General features: G+C 59.8%; 13 protein-coding genes and 1 pseudogene. 4 read left to right on the top strand and 10 right to left on the bottom strand.

From position 1 onward, the window contains the following. Position 1: 1 nt before the first annotated feature. The gene (locus JG747_RS36055; RefSeq protein ID WP_199202026.1) at positions 2 to 958 is read right to left on the bottom strand and encodes a DUF1403 family protein; all 957 of its coding nucleotides are present in this window, start codon (positions 956 to 958) and stop codon (positions 2 to 4) included. Between the two features lie 297 nt (positions 959 to 1,255). On the opposite strand from JG747_RS36055, the gene JG747_RS36060 reads away from it, so the two are divergent. Next, positions 1,256 to 2,380 carry a site-specific integrase gene (locus JG747_RS36060; protein ID WP_199202027.1) on the top strand — a complete coding sequence of 375 codons (1,125 nt, stop codon included), beginning with the start codon at positions 1,256 to 1,258 and terminating at the stop codon, positions 2,378 to 2,380. A gap of 39 nt (positions 2,381 to 2,419) precedes the next feature. Here JG747_RS36060 and JG747_RS36065 read toward each other — a convergent pair whose 3' ends face one another. From JG747_RS36065 to repA, 5 genes are all read right to left on the bottom strand, one after another. Next, positions 2,420 to 2,938: an RES family NAD+ phosphorylase gene (locus JG747_RS36065; protein WP_019863968.1), complete on the bottom strand. Its 519-nt coding sequence runs from the start codon at positions 2,936 to 2,938 to the stop codon at positions 2,420 to 2,422. Next, positions 2,935 to 3,324: an MbcA/ParS/Xre antitoxin family protein gene (locus tag JG747_RS36070; protein ID WP_027047916.1), complete on the bottom strand. Its 390-nt coding sequence runs from the start codon at positions 3,322 to 3,324 to the stop codon at positions 2,935 to 2,937. The genes JG747_RS36065 and JG747_RS36070 overlap by 4 nt, the downstream gene beginning before the upstream one ends. A gap of 168 nt (positions 3,325 to 3,492) precedes the next feature. Further along, on the bottom strand, positions 3,493 to 4,698 hold the full coding sequence (gene repC, locus JG747_RS36075; RefSeq protein ID WP_199202028.1) for a plasmid replication protein RepC: 1,206 nt from the start codon (positions 4,696 to 4,698) through the stop codon (positions 3,493 to 3,495). 153 nt (positions 4,699 to 4,851) lie between these two features. Next, positions 4,852 to 5,817 (bottom strand): plasmid partitioning protein RepB, encoded by a 966-nt coding sequence (gene repB / locus JG747_RS36080; protein ID WP_019863971.1) that lies wholly within the window; start codon positions 5,815 to 5,817, stop codon positions 4,852 to 4,854. A gap of 77 nt (positions 5,818 to 5,894) precedes the next feature. Then, on the bottom strand, positions 5,895 to 7,097 hold the full coding sequence (repA, locus tag JG747_RS36085; RefSeq protein ID WP_019863972.1) for a plasmid partitioning protein RepA: 1,203 nt from the start codon (positions 7,095 to 7,097) through the stop codon (positions 5,895 to 5,897). Between the two features lie 556 nt (positions 7,098 to 7,653). Between repA and JG747_RS36090 the strand changes: the two genes are divergently transcribed. Continuing rightward, positions 7,654 to 7,839 carry a hypothetical protein gene (locus tag JG747_RS36090; protein WP_027047917.1) on the top strand — a complete coding sequence of 62 codons (186 nt, stop codon included), beginning with the start codon at positions 7,654 to 7,656 and terminating at the stop codon, positions 7,837 to 7,839. 413 nt (positions 7,840 to 8,252) lie between these two features. On the opposite strand, the gene JG747_RS36095 is transcribed toward JG747_RS36090, so the two are convergent. Then, entirely contained in the window at positions 8,253 to 10,031 is a 1,779-nt protein-coding gene (locus JG747_RS36095; RefSeq protein ID WP_199202029.1) for a PAS domain S-box protein, read from the bottom strand. A gap of 311 nt (positions 10,032 to 10,342) precedes the next feature. Here JG747_RS36095 and JG747_RS36100 point away from each other — a divergent pair, with 311 nt between their 5' ends. Then, positions 10,343 to 11,173 carry a PRC-barrel domain-containing protein gene (locus tag JG747_RS36100; RefSeq protein WP_342215596.1) on the top strand — a complete coding sequence of 277 codons (831 nt, stop codon included), beginning with the start codon at positions 10,343 to 10,345 and terminating at the stop codon, positions 11,171 to 11,173. A gap of 147 nt (positions 11,174 to 11,320) precedes the next feature. On the opposite strand, the gene JG747_RS36105 is transcribed toward JG747_RS36100, so the two are convergent. Further along, on the bottom strand, positions 11,321 to 11,809 hold the full coding sequence (locus JG747_RS36105) for a hypothetical protein (RefSeq protein WP_202362425.1): 489 nt from the start codon (positions 11,807 to 11,809) through the stop codon (positions 11,321 to 11,323). 630 nt (positions 11,810 to 12,439) lie between these two features. Next, on the bottom strand, positions 12,440 to 12,964 hold the full coding sequence (locus JG747_RS36110) for a YciE/YciF ferroxidase family protein (RefSeq protein ID WP_019863975.1): 525 nt from the start codon (positions 12,962 to 12,964) through the stop codon (positions 12,440 to 12,442). A gap of 298 nt (positions 12,965 to 13,262) precedes the next feature. Between JG747_RS36110 and JG747_RS37465 the strand changes: the two are divergent. After that, positions 13,263 to 13,403: pseudogene (locus tag JG747_RS37465) on the top strand (sigma-70 family RNA polymerase sigma factor); the annotation flags it as partial. Between the two features lie 126 nt (positions 13,404 to 13,529). On the opposite strand, the gene JG747_RS36115 reads toward JG747_RS37465, so the two are convergent. Beyond that, the gene (locus JG747_RS36115) at positions 13,530 to 15,608 is read right to left on the bottom strand and encodes a sensor histidine kinase (protein WP_244748525.1); all 2,079 of its coding nucleotides are present in this window, start codon (positions 15,606 to 15,608) and stop codon (positions 13,530 to 13,532) included. Positions 15,609 to 15,777: the final 169 nt, after the last annotated feature.

A 15,777-nucleotide genomic window follows, 5' to 3' on the forward strand; every position in this document is an offset into this window, starting at 1 on the left:
GCTAGAGCCCAAACAGTCGAAAGCTTGCGCGGCCGGACAACTCGTGCACGGCTTCGAGTTGTTGCAGCCGCTCGAACAGCCGCCGCGATGCAAAACGCGACAGATTCTTCGTCGTCAGCGATCCAGAGATGGCGTCTTCACTGAGCAGCAGAAAGATTACGTCGCCAGCGCCTTTGGCGCGCAGTTTCGGCGCCACCGCCAGGAGCCTTTCGGCCCGGCGTGCCAGCTCGGCGGCCAACCGACAGGCGTCTGCGGCGGCAGCAACGAGCGCGACGCAAACCGCCCGCTCAAAATTCTTGTCCCCGGGCCGGATGCGCCGGCCACCGCCGGCCCCGATGCGAAAGGATGGTCCAAAAACCTGCGCCATTAGGAGCGGCAGGGGCTGCGGCCAGCCCAGGCGTTGCGCCAGCACCAGGTCGGCGAGCCACCAGCCAAAGAGTTCGGCATCGGGACGCATCGCGACGACCTCAGCGGCGATCGCCGCGGCGTCGAACGGCGCCGGACGCTGGGATACCCCTAGTTTTTCGACCTGGGAGCAAAGATCGGCGAGCGCCCCGCCGTCCCAATGGAGGCCAAGCTGGTCAAGTATCTTTCCGAGCCGGTCAGCAGTAGCGGCGGGCGGCTGCCTGGCCAACTGCCGCCAGGCGCCAAAGACGGCGCCGGCGGGGCCGGGATCACCACCTGGGGGACGCAAATGCCAGGCATCGCGCAAGGCGGCGGCGTCCTCGGCGCGGCCGGCAAGCCGCATGCTGGCGGCGGCGCAGCTAAGCGCCAGCCGCTGCCGCCAAGCGCCGGCCCATGCAGGCTGCGCGCGGGCGAGCGTGTCGAGAGCACCCAGGGCGGCCCCGGCCCGGAAGGCGGCGCCGCCGTCGCTCGGCGCGCCGGAGCTTGTGATCGCCCAGGCCGGAACGGAGGGCGGCGCAGAGGAGCTGGCGGTCGCGGGATCGAGGCGAATCATGATCTGGAGAGTAAAGCGCCGGTGCGCTTTTTGCTATGATTGTTGCACCAAAACGCACAGCCTGTCGGCGTGACAAAACGGATGATAATCTTGCATTATCGCTCATTCTGGACAAGCTTGCCGATTCAGGTAGAAATTGCCGGAAAGGTAGACCCAAGGAGCCTGTCTTGCCCCTGAACATCCAAAATCCGCAACCGTCGCCCCCGCCGACGAGCTCGCACGCCGCCGGGGCATCATCAAGACAGCGGCTGTTCACCAGGCCGGCAATGCCTTCTCCAAGACAGATGTCGAGGCGGCATGACAATGACTGAGGATGGTCAGGACGCCACTGTGGCTTCCGGAGAGGACGATCTCCCCGACATCATCGACCTGGTCATGGAGATGGGGCGCCCGGCGAAGCAGGAGAAAGCCCCCTCCCCTATGGCAGACAGCATGGAGCGGCTTCCCGCCCATCTTGACGCGCTCGCCGGCCGCGCCCGCGACTATATCGAGGCGGCGAGTTCAACCAACACCCGTCGTGCGTATGCTGCCGACTGGAAACATTTCTCGGCGTGGTGCCGGCGTCAGTCTTTTGACACCATGCCGCCGGATCCGCAGGTCGTCGGGCTCTATATCACGGCCCTGGCCTCTGGATCTGGAGGGGACAGGAAAGCGGTTTCGACGATCGAACGGCGCCTTTCATCGCTAACGTGGAATTTTGCCCAGCGTGGCCTCCCGCTCGACCGACAAGATCGTCACATCTCAACCGTGCTTGCCGGCATTCGCAATACCCACGCAAAACCCCCGGCCCAGAAGGAAGCCATTCTGCCCGAGGATCTTATCGCGATGCTGGAGACGCTGGATCGCGGTACCCTGCGCGGTCTGCGCGACCGGGCCATGCTGCTTCTGGGCTTCGCCGGCGGCCTTCGCCGCTCCGAAATCGTCGGCCTCGACGTGGCCCGCGACCAGACTGAGGATTCGTCCGGCTGGCTCGAGATTTTGGACAAGGGCATTCTGGTGACCTTGCGTGGCAAGACTGGTTGGCGCGAAGTCGAAATCGGTCTTGGATCGGCCGACAGCACCTGCCCCGTGGTTGCCGTGACGACCTGGCTGAAGCTCGGGCGTATCGTGCACGGGCCTGTTTTCCGCCGCGTGACCGGTAAAGGCAAGGCCGTCGGCGCCGAACGGCTGAACGCCCAGGAAGTGGCGCGGCTGGTCAAGCGTGCGGCACTGGCCGCAGGCGTGCGGGGCGATTTGTCCGAAAGCGAGCGGGAAATGAAGTTTTCAGGCCATTCGCTGCGTGCTGGTCTGGCCTCCTCGGCCGAGGTCGACGAGCGATATGTGCAAAAGCAGCTTGGCCATGCCTCCGCCGAGATGACCCGCCGCTATCAGCGCCGGCGTGACCGTTTCCGTGTCAACCTCACCAAGGCAAGCGGATTATAGGCTGGGACCAGTCCCCTCCCCTGCCCTTCCACGAGCACGCTATGACCAAGACAACTGGTCCTTCGGCAACCGGCCGCTCGGATCGAAGACAGTTACTTTATGCGGAAGGTCCGGACCCCAGTCCCAAAGGACGAGGTTACGATCCTCGTCCTGGGCACTTGGCGCGAAACTTGGGACCACAATTCCAGCAACATGGCGAGACCGCAGCCGGTCATAGATGGACCACGACGCCGGGCGCTCTGCGTCGCCCAGAGCCGTTGCCCAGGCGCAGGCCATGTCCTCGAGCGCGATGGCGAACTCACCCCTGGCCTCTTCCGTTGTCAGATCCACGATATCGTCGCAGTCGACCTCATAGGAGCAAAGGACACAGGGATCGATCCGGTGCGCAAAGCCTTGGTTGGCTTCCTTGACCGCCGTCATGATTGTCAGCCCCAGATAGAGGGCCGGCACGCCTTTGGGGTTGAATCGGGCGCCTCTCATCGCCGCTCCATCACCGGAAGTCGGCTTGAATGCCCAGCGTGGATCGTGTGCCCTGTAACAGGTTCTGACGAACCTCACGCAAAACCACCAACGGCCATGTGATCGAGATAATCACGGACCGCGGCGGCCTTGCCATCCTTCACCAGCGCTTCGGCAGTGCGTCCGCCAAATGCCGGAAGCGGCTGAGCCCGATACCAGGCCATTGCCTGTTCCTTGCCGCCCGCCCAATCGCTCACGCGGCTGATGATCTCGAGCATTTCGCGCAGCCGCCCCTGGGTCTTTACCGCAGCACTTCGCTCCGAGCGATAGAGTGTCTCACGCGCAAGACCGGCGGTCTGGGCCAACTGACCCTTGGACATGCCAAACCCATCCGCCACCTGCTCGATCGCAATCTTCCCGTTCCGGTCCATATAGGACAAGATGAGAGGCCCATTCTGCTCGGCTATTTTGAGTGCTTGGCCCACAGCCTTTATCCACCATATCGGGAGTCATGTTTCTTGTGCAAAAGATATGGCATTTCCGGATAGCTTTCAAGCCCGGGAGCCCGCCGGCGATAGGTGGTCGCATGCCGTAACCTATCCAGGCGCCCTTGAGCAGCGCCGAGCAGCCTGCCCTAAGAACCCTGTAACCAATCATCCCGTCATCCTCGCTGCCGCGCCATTGGCCTTGAGCGCGGCCATCAGCATCGGTCCGACCGAGAACTCCCCTGCCCTCGCCTTTTCCGTCAGCACGCGCAGATAGCCACCGGCCGAATTGATGTGCTGTGCCCGCTGCAGAATACACGCAATCACAATCGCGGCGACTTCCTGACCCATCACATGGCAAGCCTCCTCATAGGCTGACGGTGAAACGCCAAGGTAGCCGCGCACCTGGGCCGCGGTGAGCATCAAATCGCGCCAGTTGGCGATTCCGTCGACGGCATAGTCCGCAATCTCGGGGCAGGCCCTCAGCACCAGTCCAATCGGATAGCTTTTCAAACGCTCGTCCGGTGCCGGTCTTGGCTCAACGGCCGCCCTGCTTTTTTCGAAAGCCGGTTCAAACACAAAAATGGAGTCTGTGTTTGAATCAGATTGCTGCCGCTCAGTTTGGGACTCATTGCCGCCAGGATTCGTGGAATTCGTAAAGCTTTCCAGCATCCTATCCACTTCATCATGGAGTACGGTCAGCTCGGCAACGATCCCTTCAAGCTGTGACCGCCCTGCCCGGCGCGGAATTGCATCCACGATGGACCGAAACCGCCTCCAGACGCCGCCCCAGTCGCCAGGAACCCCTTCCTCGATCGCCGCCTCGACCAGCTTCTGGACGTCCCTGCGATGCAGCGTGATCCGCTCCCGCATCAATTTCAGCGCCAGGCACTCGGCGCGGACCTGCTCGGCGGCGCGCTGAAACTCCGCGGCCCGTGTCAGCAGAGGCGCCAACGAGAATCCGAAGGCTTCCGTGACAGCACCGCCCTGCCCCTTGCGAGCGAATCTCTTGCCGTTCGGACTGTCGCGGCGAATGATCAGGCCGCAACTCACGAGCTCGGCCAGGTTCCTTCTCAGCGTTGAATCGGCCATGCCGTGCGCCCGCAAAGATAGCTGTGCGTTCGACGGGAAGACCATCAAGCCGTTTTCCTCGCTGATCTGGTCGTCAGGATAGAACGTCAACAGCCCGCTCAGCACCGCCAGGGCACGATCGCCAACGCCGACAATCGACTTGCCCTCGCATAGCCACCGGTAGACCTGCCATTTCTCAACGGTGGCCCCTTCCGGAATCTGCCGCGACGCGGCATTGGCCTTCACCAAGGCAAGCGTCATCGGCCGCCGCCCAAAGGGCGTCGTCGCAAACCCACTCTCCATTTCCCTCACCTTTCACGAAGGCAAAAGAAACCTGCTCGCCGAAACGGCGCCACGACTCTTGACAGTGATTCGGGGAAGTGCGATTCTCAGCTTGCTACAGACGAGAAGGGCTTCCGCGACGGCGACGTTCGGGGGCCTTTTTCTTTTGCGGTTTCAGTCTCCCGTTTTCTTTGACATTTCCGATTGCCGGAAAGCTTCGAAAAGCTCGTCCAGCCGTTCGGTGATGAAAGCACCGAACGGCGAGGCTTCCCTCGCTTTCAGGGCAAGCGTGAACACTTTTCCGGTGTCGGTGATCTTGGCCCGCACCGAGCTGTCCTGCGGCGCCCAGTCCTTTTCTCGTGTCTTGGGCGCAGCCCGCGAGCGTTTCGCCGGCGCGCTCAGGAAGTCGAAAAGGAGCGCAAATCGTGCGTCACTGCTTAGCCCCGCGAAACCAGCGCTCTTCACATAGTCTGCCGCCCTGCCCGCGTTTCCTGGATGCTCCATGAGCTTGGCCAGTTGCCACCATCTGTCCCGACCGACGGCCTTGGCCGCGCCAACCGCCACGATGACTGGCTCGGGAATATTGCCGGTCACGGAGCGCATCTTCGAGAAGGTCGTGTCATCGAGCGCCAAAGCGGACTTCACCGTGTCCGAGGTGTGGCCGCGCTTGAGAATGCGATCGGCAAACAGGGTCCTTTCGATGAAGGACAAATTGGCCCTGGCGGCATTCTCCTGGCCCTGGGCGATGACATGGTCCTCGTCGCCCATCTTCTTGACGACGGCGCGGACCGGCCTTCCCAACTGGCGGGCAACCTTGACGCGGCGATGGCCGAATACTGTCTGGAATCGCCCTGAAACCTCCGGATGCGGTCTGACCAGGATCGGAGAATCCTGGCCTCTTTCCCGAATTGCCGACAGCAACTCCTGATACGCCTGATCGTCTTCGTCCAGGCGGTCCGAGACGAACGAGGTGTCAACCATGGCAGGATCGAGATCGACGACCGAACTCTTGGAGAGCTCCTCGAAGGATTGCATGATCGAACGGGAGGCACCACGAACGGCATACCCCGATACATCCTTGTTATCGGCCACCGCAGCGACGGGACCCATCACACTGCCGAAAATATCCTTGCGGGCCATTCAACCGCCTCCACACAAGGCTAGCGATCTGATTTTACGAACAAAATAGCCCATTTTTACTGCCGTAAAGTTCGCCATCACGAGCGACCCCACGCACGATGGATGAGTGTGACGACCTCAGCATTCACCGCGTCAAGCGACTCCAGGGCGCGGTCATATGTGGATCGGGTGAAGGCAGACTTCTCCACCTCGTAAAGCGTCTGCTTGGTGAGGCCCGCATCCGAAATCGCCGTCGACTTCAACATCGGGTTTTCCAGGATCTGGCCGGCAAGCATCGACTGCATGAAGCCCACCATCTGCGCCTGCGGAATATCGGTCGGTTCGTAGCGCGTGATCAGGTAGCGAAACCAGTCGAGTTCGATCGCGGCGCCGGCGGCCTTGATGGTCTTCAATATGCCGCCAAGCATCAGCAGGAACTGGCTCATCGACATGAGGTCGAGCATCTGCGGATGCACGGTAATGAGGACCGATGTCGCCGCCGACATTGCCGTCAAAGTCAGATAGCCAAGCTGGGGCGGGCAATCGACAACGACAACATCGTACCGGTCGTCAACCTCCGACAGCGCCTTGGCCATGCGCGTGAAGAACTGGCGGCCGGCATTGGAGGTTTTGTCCTGCATGGCGAGTGGCGTGTCGTACTCGTATTCCTGCAGCTCGAGATTGGCGGGGATGATGTCGAGACCGGGGAAATTTGTCGGTATGATCACGTCCGCGATCGATCTGCGTTCATCGTCATACCTGATCGCTTCATAAAGCGAGAGGTTGCGATCGAGCTCGGGCTGGAAGCCATGCAGTGCGGACAGCGAAGCTTGCGGATCAAGATCGATCGCAAGAACCCGATGACCGGTCAGCGCCAGGTGCTGGGCGAGGTGGGCAGCCGTGGTCGTCTTGCCGCTGCCCCCTTTGAAATTGACCACCGCAACCACCTGGAGCTTATCGCCAAGCTTGCGGTGCGGAACGTATTTCTTGACTTCGGTCCTGCCATGCTGGTCCAGGAACTGTCTGAGCTCGAGCATCTGTGTAGCCGTGTAGGAGCGACGGCCGGAAGGACTTTGGTCAGGCAATGGCCCCTTGCCTTCGAGATGCAGACGCTTCAGATTGTTCTGCGAGACCCCGAGGTAGTGAGCGACCTCCGCCATCGAGAATGTGCGCAGCGTCTTGGTCGCATTGGGCGGAAATTTCTCCATCCGAAGCTGGTTCAACCGCCGGGAAATCTCGGCGCCCTGTTCGAGGATTTTGTCATCGAACTCGAAACGTGGCAGCCGCATGGAAACATTCATTCTCGTCGAAACCTGAATTGGCGCTTTTTGTTAGCAATGCCCACAAGAAGCGCCATTAAGCTCCGATTCGGACTTACCGGCAAGAAGTTTTGGGTTAACAAAAGGTTAACGCTGGCCAGACAACGGCCAATCGCGCGCAACGCCTCCATAAATTTACCGCAGTAAAAACACCGCAGAACGATATTGAAAACAGAGATTTGCGCGGGCTGGAAGCGACCACTCGATAAGCAACGGGATCGCAGCCGCGATGATGTTGCCAGGACGCTACGTTGACGCGGATTCAGCGACGGATGTCGCGGAGGTCTCGGTTTTGAAATTGGCGGGGAGGGCAGGATTTGCGTGTGAAGATTTGTCTCGGCAGTTCGGCACTGGCGGCGTCGAATGCCGAAAGGTCGCCAATGTGTAAGGCGGCCGCTGCGTTCTTGCAGAGCCAAGGTTCGGGAAGGGGACGGGGACGGGCACGTCCGCAGTCGTTTAGGGCATGAGAAATTTGCCGGTATATAGCGCAAAAGTTTGAGCCCGACTGGACCTCATACCGTTGCAACGCAAATGATGCGTGACGATCGCCATTCCGAAATCGCCGCAGACGAAGATGGCGATCGAGCGCCCAATCGCCGACCAGGGTGAGCTTCTGCCGGTGCTGGACGGCAGCCAGAATAGTCGGGCCAAGGCCAAAGGCCCTGAAGACCCTCGCGGATTGTCGCTTCCGGCCTCAACAGCCCGTTGTCGGCCGGCGCTTTGACGGGCAGGGGCGCTTTATCTGGAGAAGCCGCGCCAAGAGATTCTGGCCCAGGGACAAGGCCATTTCCGACGCCGTGGAGCAGAGCATGATTTTCCGCCCGTCATTGGCATTGAGTTCGCGATTACAGCCGTTACCACTGCTTCGTCGCTGGCTCGCCGGTCTTGTCGGCGACTCACTCTCGGACAGGGGCGGTATCGGGCGCGAGGTTCTGCGTTTTAACGCAACCGCTGCGCAGCTGGCGTCGACGATTTCCTGGCAGTCAAGCGCTGAGCTTATAGTGGGTTTCTAATTCTCAGCCGTTTGGACGGCCGGCAGACCGACTTTGATAGAGGGCGGCGTCGGGTCCCGGCTGGCGACGCCGCATGGCGAAACGAGTGAAGGATGCCCATCGCCAGGAAGGTCACTTCATGCATCTAGTCCTGATTGGCAACGGAAGGATCCATTCCGGCCAACGGCGCTTCCAGGTTCCATGTGATCCCCTGCGGACCATATTCAAGATTTCCCTGCCCACCCACAGCCTCAGGTGCAACCCGTTTCAGGACCACGCTTCCAAAGCCATCCTGTGCGATGGTGCCGACACGCGGCCCATCGGTTTCGGCCCAGGTCAGGTGAAACAACCGCTTTGCTCCCGAACCCGTGATACTCCATGTAACAGAAATCTGACCGTCATCGCCCGAGAGTACGCCGTATTTCGCCGAGTTGGTCGCGAGTTCGTGGAACGCAATTCCGAGATATTGGACCGCATTGGGACCAAGCACAAACGACGGGCCCGACATATTGATGATCTCACCGCGTGGGAATGGCTGGGCCTGCGCCGCCAACAGCTCACTGATGGCCGCGCCCTTCCAGTCGGCCGAAACAAGCAGGTCGTGGGAGCGCGACAACGCCATGATGCGCTCGCGCACCTGCGATTCAAATTGCCTGGGCGTCTCCGATCGTTTGTTGGTCTCCCGTATCATCGACAGGATAACAGAATACTGGTTTTTCACCCGGTGATTGACCTCGCGCATCAACGTGCGGATACGTTGCTCGTTTTCCCTAGCCGATGTGATGTCGCGCGCAATCTTTGAGGCACCGACGATCTGCCCTGTTGCGTTGCGCACAGGCGATATGGTCAGCGATACCGGCACCAGGCTGCCGTCCTTGCGCCGACGTATCGTTTCATATGTGTCGACGCGCTCCCCACGGCGGAGGCGCTCGAGGATACGAGGTTCCTCGTCCAGGTGGTCATCAGGGATAAGCATGGTGACCGACTTGCCGATCGCCTCGCTGGCGGAATAGCCAAAGAGCTTTTCGGCGCCTCTATTCCAGCTCTTTATGACCGCGTTGAGATCCTTGCTGATGATAGCGTCAAATGAGGATTCCACGATCGCCGAAAGGTGCTGCCTGGTTTCTTCGGCACGCTGGCGGTCCGTCAAGTCGAGCAGCATATTCACCGCGCCAACGAGGCGGCCCTGCTCATCGCGCAGCGGTGTGGGGTAGGGCATGAACGGAAAAAAGGACCCGTCGGGACGCTGCGCTACAGCCTGCTGGTTGCGGACCGGCCGGTTCTCCTTGAGGGTGATCGCCATCGGGCATTCGTCGTGCGGCAGCTCCTTGCCGTGGGTGGTGAACAGCTTGAACGTGACACACCATTTGTCCTTGCCGACCTGAGGCTCCCGCCCTGCCAGATCGGCAGCGGCTCGATTGTAGTAGGTAATGATCCCATTCTGGTCAGTCGTGTAGATGGCGACCGGAAGGCCATCGAGAATCTGGTGATAGGTGTTGTCCTGCCGCCTGAGTTCTTTGCGCGTCCGCTCAAGGTCGGTTACATCGACGGTAAAGCATCTGGTGTTGACCAGCTTACCGTCGCGGAAGTGACCGCTCGACGTGAGTTCGACGTGCTTGATGGATCCATCGCTGGCTCGCAAACGCGCCGGGTATCTGGCAATCTTCTCACCACGGGAAAGCCTACTCAAAATGTCGACGATAACGTCCCGGTCGGGATAAAACTCCGTAATGTCATGGCCGATATAGTCCTCTGGACGATAACCTAGGAGATCGAACTCCGCCTTGTTGGCATGCAAGATTAGGCCATCCGCGCTCACCAGATGGAGCGCTATGGCCCCGTTTTCAAAAAAATCCTGATAGTCGAGGTTACTGTCTGGGACCGTTCCCGCCTGTGGTAGTTCAGTCAGCGGCAGTTCACTCATAACAGGTCCCCGACGTAACCGGACCTAACGCGCCGTATAAACGATCGTTCCAAGTCGCTGCCTGCATACGATTTGCCAAGAACCCACCTTCAGGGGTGAAGCACGACTTGGCGGAACGTTCTCGATATGCGCGCAACTTGTGCTGAGGGGGCTCCCCATTTCCTCGGGCCAGCGCCTGACAGGGACCCCTTCTTCGGCTGCCGGGTGTCGTGGGAACCTCGATCAACGCATTCCGTTGTGATGCATCAAGTTGCCGTCCTGTCTGGAAAACGGGCAGGGCGCGCGCGACAACCACACAAAGGATAACCACAATGAGCTACAAAACTCTCGCTGCCGCCACCGCACTTGCAACCCTTATTGCCTCAGGGGCCTTTGCCGCGAACATCGTGACATCGGCGCCCGCGGATAACAATGCTGCGACAACCGCCGCGGTTGCCCCAAATGGCAGCCTTGCTTCCAAAATAATCGGCGCTTCAGTTTATAACGGGACGGATGCTAATGCTCAGACGATCGGCAAGGTCAATGACGTACTCCTTGCGAAGGACGGCAAGGCCCAGTCGCTCATCATCGGCGTCGGGGGCTTTCTCGGCATCGGCGAAAAGAATGTCGCTTTCGACTTCAACAAGGCCCAGTGGGCCGAAAAGGACGGCAAGCGCTGGCTCGTGATCAAGACCACCAAGGAAGATCTCCAGGCTCAGCCGAACTTCGATTCGAAGGCCTACGATCCAACCACGGCTTCCAACACAGCCCCCGCGCCAACGACAGTGGCGCCTGACTCAACCACCACCGGGGCGGTCGACAAGACGGCATTGACCGCCGTCCCGATCGACAAGGTCCGGGCCGAGGATCTGGTCGGCACGACTGTCTATGGCGCCAACGACGTCAAGGTTGGAAAGATCGGCGACGTTGTCCTGACGGGCGACAAGAAAGTCGACGCCGTCCTTATCGATGTCGGTGGGTTCCTCGGGATAGGCGCCAAGGAGGTGGCCATTGGCATGGACAACCTCAAGTTCATGACGGACAAGTCGGGAAATAGGTACCTATATACGAATTTTACAAAAGAGCAGTTCAATGCGCAGCCGGCCTATGAAAAAGGCACTTACGCAAGCGCGCGCGACAAACAACGGATGATTGCAAACTAAAGTTTCTTTGGTCTATCCGTTGAGTAGATCTTCGCGGCCCGGTTCGTACCGACCGGGTCGCGGGTGATCATTCGGGGGGCGAATAGTATTGCGCTTCGCGAAACTTCGGAGGCGAGGTACCGCGCTTCCTCCAAGACTCGTCTTCCATCAGTGCGCCGCTCTGACAAGCCGTTCAAGCGTCCTGAAGTCGTCCAAATCCTCGTATGGCGTCAGATCCAAGTCGGCCGGGACGCGTGTCAGCTTTTCCTGGTCGATTGGCTTTTCATGGGCCTTCATCAATCGTTGGTAGGCTCGCCATGCTAGACCCGCCCCTCGCACGGCGTCGCGCTCGGCGCGCAACGCAATCTGGTGCGCGTGCAGGTAGTGGAGCCGTAGCTCGTCGAGCAAGGCTTTTTCGACGACTTCGTGCGTTACCAAGAACCGCGCTAGCCTGAAGTTCCGTCCCCTCCAAGACAGTATCCGGGGCAGGTGCCGGTCGATGTAGACGGTCTTCGCGTCGTCGCTGTAGCCGGCAATATATGGAATGTCGTAGTCGTGGCTAATGTTGACGCGCCTATACAGTGCCGTCACGACGTCAGCCAGGACGCGATCATCCACCTCCTCGGAGGTGTGGGGAACTTCGTTGTCGAGCTTCAAGGCGCTAGATCCTTTGGCACCACGAATCACGCTCTGCATGAAAGGCTCCGATCGCGCAGTCAGCTGGCTTGGACGCAGAAGGGAATAGCCGCTTCCTCGCGCCGGGGCTGGAAAGCCGCATTGGTCAGTCGAGCCGCGCCTTTAGTGTCCTGGGTGGCCCGCGCTCCCAGCACAGCGCGGGCCGAGCATGCCAGCGGCGACACCAGGAAAGACGCCGCACGGCATTGAACGTAGACCCCGAGGGTAAGTTCCCTTTGGGCGTCCGATACCAGCCTCGGTGCCGCCACACCTCGGAGAAAGTCGCAGGCTGTTTTTATTTGCGGGTTGTTCGCGGCGGCCGGCGCAATCTGCGTTAAGCATCGGACGGTGCAGGGTCTGCCAGGCCGGAAAGTCGATCGGGACCGTGCTGCCGGTAAGTCCTGCTACCGAAAAGGGCCTCGACGAGATGACTTCCGCCAGCGACCGTGGCGCAAGGACTGGGCGTCGACCGCGACTACTAGGTGAGCCGATGGTCGTTTGTCTCATCGCGTCTGCCCCGGGCCTACGTGGAGGATGTCCGTCGACGCGGAATGGCCTACGAAACGAATCCGGCGGGGAGGGGCCCCAAACGGGACCCCTCGAATGACCGGATCAGGCGGCCTGCTGTTCGGCAGCTCGGTCGTTCACGCCCGCCTCGCCAAGCGACGTCAGTGCTTCGTCGGTGGCTTTTTCTTCTTCCAGGTTGGCGTTGAGCAGTTCCGCGACGTCATCCCTACCAAGAGATGTCGCCCACGCAATCAAAGTGCCATAGCGGGCGATCTCGTAGTGCTCGACGGCCTGCGCGGCGCCAACCAGCCCGGCGTCCAAAGAGACCGAGCCTTTGTAGTCCTCGAGAATCTCGGATCCTTCCTCGAGTATGCCATCGATGGCCGGACAGGTCTTGCCTCGGGCCGCCGTGCCGAGAATCTCAAATACTTCTTCCAGCCGTTCGACTTGGCCTTCGGTCTCCGCAAGATGCTTTTCAAAGGCGGCGGTGACCTGCTGGTCCTCCGCGCCCCTTGCCATCTTCGGCAACGCCTTCAGGATTTTTTTCTCTGCATAATAGATATCTCTCAGGCCATCGAGAAACATGTCCTCAAGGCCTTTATTGGCGATTGCCTTCTTCGTAGCTGCCATTGCGATGTTCTCCTTGTTCGTGAACCCGTTGCGGGTAAGGTTCCCAACTTCATCGGGCCCGCGAGGTTCCCACAGCAATTGACGGGGGTCGGCCTTTTGCTGGGCGACTTGACGTCGCGGACTCCGAACAGCCAGGGAGTTCATGCCGGGCAGCGCCGGTTTTGACGTTCAACATGCGAACCCGTTGGTAAATTTCCAGGAGGTGTCGCGAGCTGAGGAACGATCCAAATTCCCCTGCATTAAGGGGCCTAGATTGGACAGCCTTTGGAGCTCGCCGGTGTCATCCGAAAGGTACCGTTTGGCCGATGAGAGAACCAACGAGGTTTCAATCGTTGATCTCATACCTGCCCTGCGGGCTTTTGCGCGCACCTTCTGCCGCATCCCCGACGACGCCGACGAACTCGTGCAGGAGACCTTGACAAAGGGACTCGCCAGCATTGCCACGCTATGGCGAACCGGGAACTCCAAGTCTTAGGTCAAGAGACTGTGATCGACTGTGGGCGCAATTGGGCGGTGCGCTCGTTCGGCCGTGACGACCGCTTCCTCGGTCCGCTCACTTATCCATCTAATGAGACAAGATTACCCGAAACTCGCAGATCAATCCCGATTCTTCAAATTTCAGCGCTACGCTGCCTGACTTGTCGGAATCAAATACCCTCTCGAGGAGCTGTGTCCCGAAGCCCTTGCGGCCGCCTGGGCCAACGCGTGGACCTCCCGTCTCGCGCCAATCCAGATCTAGACAGCGATGCTGCTTGTGACTGACGAGACTCCAGCGGATGCAAACCCGGCCCGTGGGATTCGACAACGACCCGTATTTGATCGCATTGGTCGTAAGCTCATGAAATGCCAAAGCTACCGAAAGGGCGATGTTCGGCGGGAGCCACACCGGCTCGCCGCTGATTTGGAATCGCTCAATCGGGGCGTGCGGCATGATCGATCCCAAAATCAGGTCATTCAGGTCAGCCCCACTCCAGTTTTGCTGCGTGAGGAGGTCGTGTGCCTTTGCCAGCGAGATAAGTCGGCTAGAAAGTGTTCGTTGCGCCTCGGTCAAACTGGTGGCATTGCGGATGGTCTGAGCCGCAATGGATTGGACGACGGCAAGCGTATTCTTGACGCGGTGGTTAAGTTCATTGCCCAGCAGTTTTCGGTGCTCTTCGCCGCGCTTGCGCTCGGTAATGTCCAGGCTGATTTGTACTGCGCCAAGGATCGCGCCACCGGGATGGCGAATTGGCCGTGCGCTTGAGAGCAGGAAGCGTTCGACCCCCGACGGGAGCGTGTAAGCAAACTCTTCCTGGTCGACCAGTTCTCCGCGCATTGCACGGCTCAGCGGCCGATCCTCTCGGCTGACTACATGACCATCCTTAACCGCCACTGTGTCGATTACGTGCTCTGGCTGGCCAAAGGATTTTGACGCTTCTGTCGGCAAACCCATCAGTTCAGCCGCGAAGCGGTTCCGGATAACCTGAAGCGCTTTCGGATCATAGGTGAACCATACTGCTGCAGGCACAGTATCCAAGACCGCTTCCAACTCGGTTCTGCGTGTGGCAATGGCCCGCTCTGCATCAACCATTGCATCGGCAATGGTAGCAAACTCGGCGATTGAGGAGTGCAGAGGTTCGACCTTTTGTCCGTGGCCCAGCGCTTGGGCGCGCGCCGACAGTTGGGCCGTAGCCCCGATGAAGCGTTTGGCGAAGATATATCCCAGCGCCATGGAGACAAGCAGCGACAGAAGGCCGATACCGCAAATTGCGATTAAGGAGCGCCAGAGCGGAGCCTTTGCCGTTGAGAGCGGCAAATTGGCTGTAAAGAACCAATCGGAATACGAAGACCTGTAGTAGCCAGCCAGAAGAGTGATGCCTTCTAGATTGCGAGATGTAAAGCTGCCGGACCGCCCGACAACTTTCTCAACATATTCGGGCAATCCGGGCTTGCCGGTCATCTCCTCATGCAACTTGGAACGGGCCACGAAGTGGCCTTCACGGTCTCCAACCCCGACCGTCCAGCCCTCTGGCACTGCCGGCATCATTACATTGCGGATGCGCGAAGTCGGGACAGATATTGAAAGGATAAGGTCCTCGCCTTTGGGAGCCGGCACCCGCACACCGACGGCAACGCGATAGTCCTTCGACCCCGCGGCGGCGAAGACATCACTGACGAAAAGACCCGAAGTCTGCAACCTTTGGCGGTCATGGTCGGTGATCGGTTCTACGGGTGGGAGCCTAGTCCCGTAGCCAATTTCGGTGTTCATCAGCTGGTTGCGGCCGAGATCGCGTAGGACGATGACACGGTCAGTACCCCATACTAGATTGACCGCTTGGTCGTGGAAGGCCTGCAAATCGCCTTTGGAAAGAGCAGCCGATTTTGACAAGCCGTTGAGGACCGTCTGGAGATTGAAGAGCTCGCCTTCAACCACGAGCGAAACCTGCCTGGCCGTCTGCACAGCTTCGTTTTCGATGCGGTCTCGCTCCCGAAGCGCGAATTGGACCAGCAAATAGGCCGCAAATAACCAGACCGGCACGATCGCAGCAGCGATCAGTCCAAGCAGGTGCAATCGAACGGATCGAGGTTGCAAGCCGAACCCTCCGCCGCCTCTGGATGATGCCAACCATAGTGCCAAGGCGCCGAACAGCAAAGGCTTGTTCAAGCGAATGTTGGAAAGCCTTTTGGGCTAGCGTGGCATGACGGAAGCCTCTAAGACTCTCCCGCCGGCGCAAACAGGGCCTTGCCCGCTTCAGAAGTGTCTTGCGCGTCGAACCACCACTTGCCTCAGGCAAGTGAAGACAGGCGCAGTCAGCGCTCAAATGCGGAGGGAA

Origin of the sequence: Mesorhizobium sp. 131-3-5 (genome assembly GCF_016756575.1) — a bacterium.
In the GTDB taxonomy this organism is placed as follows: Bacteria; Pseudomonadota; Alphaproteobacteria; order Rhizobiales; family Rhizobiaceae; genus Mesorhizobium; species Mesorhizobium jarvisii.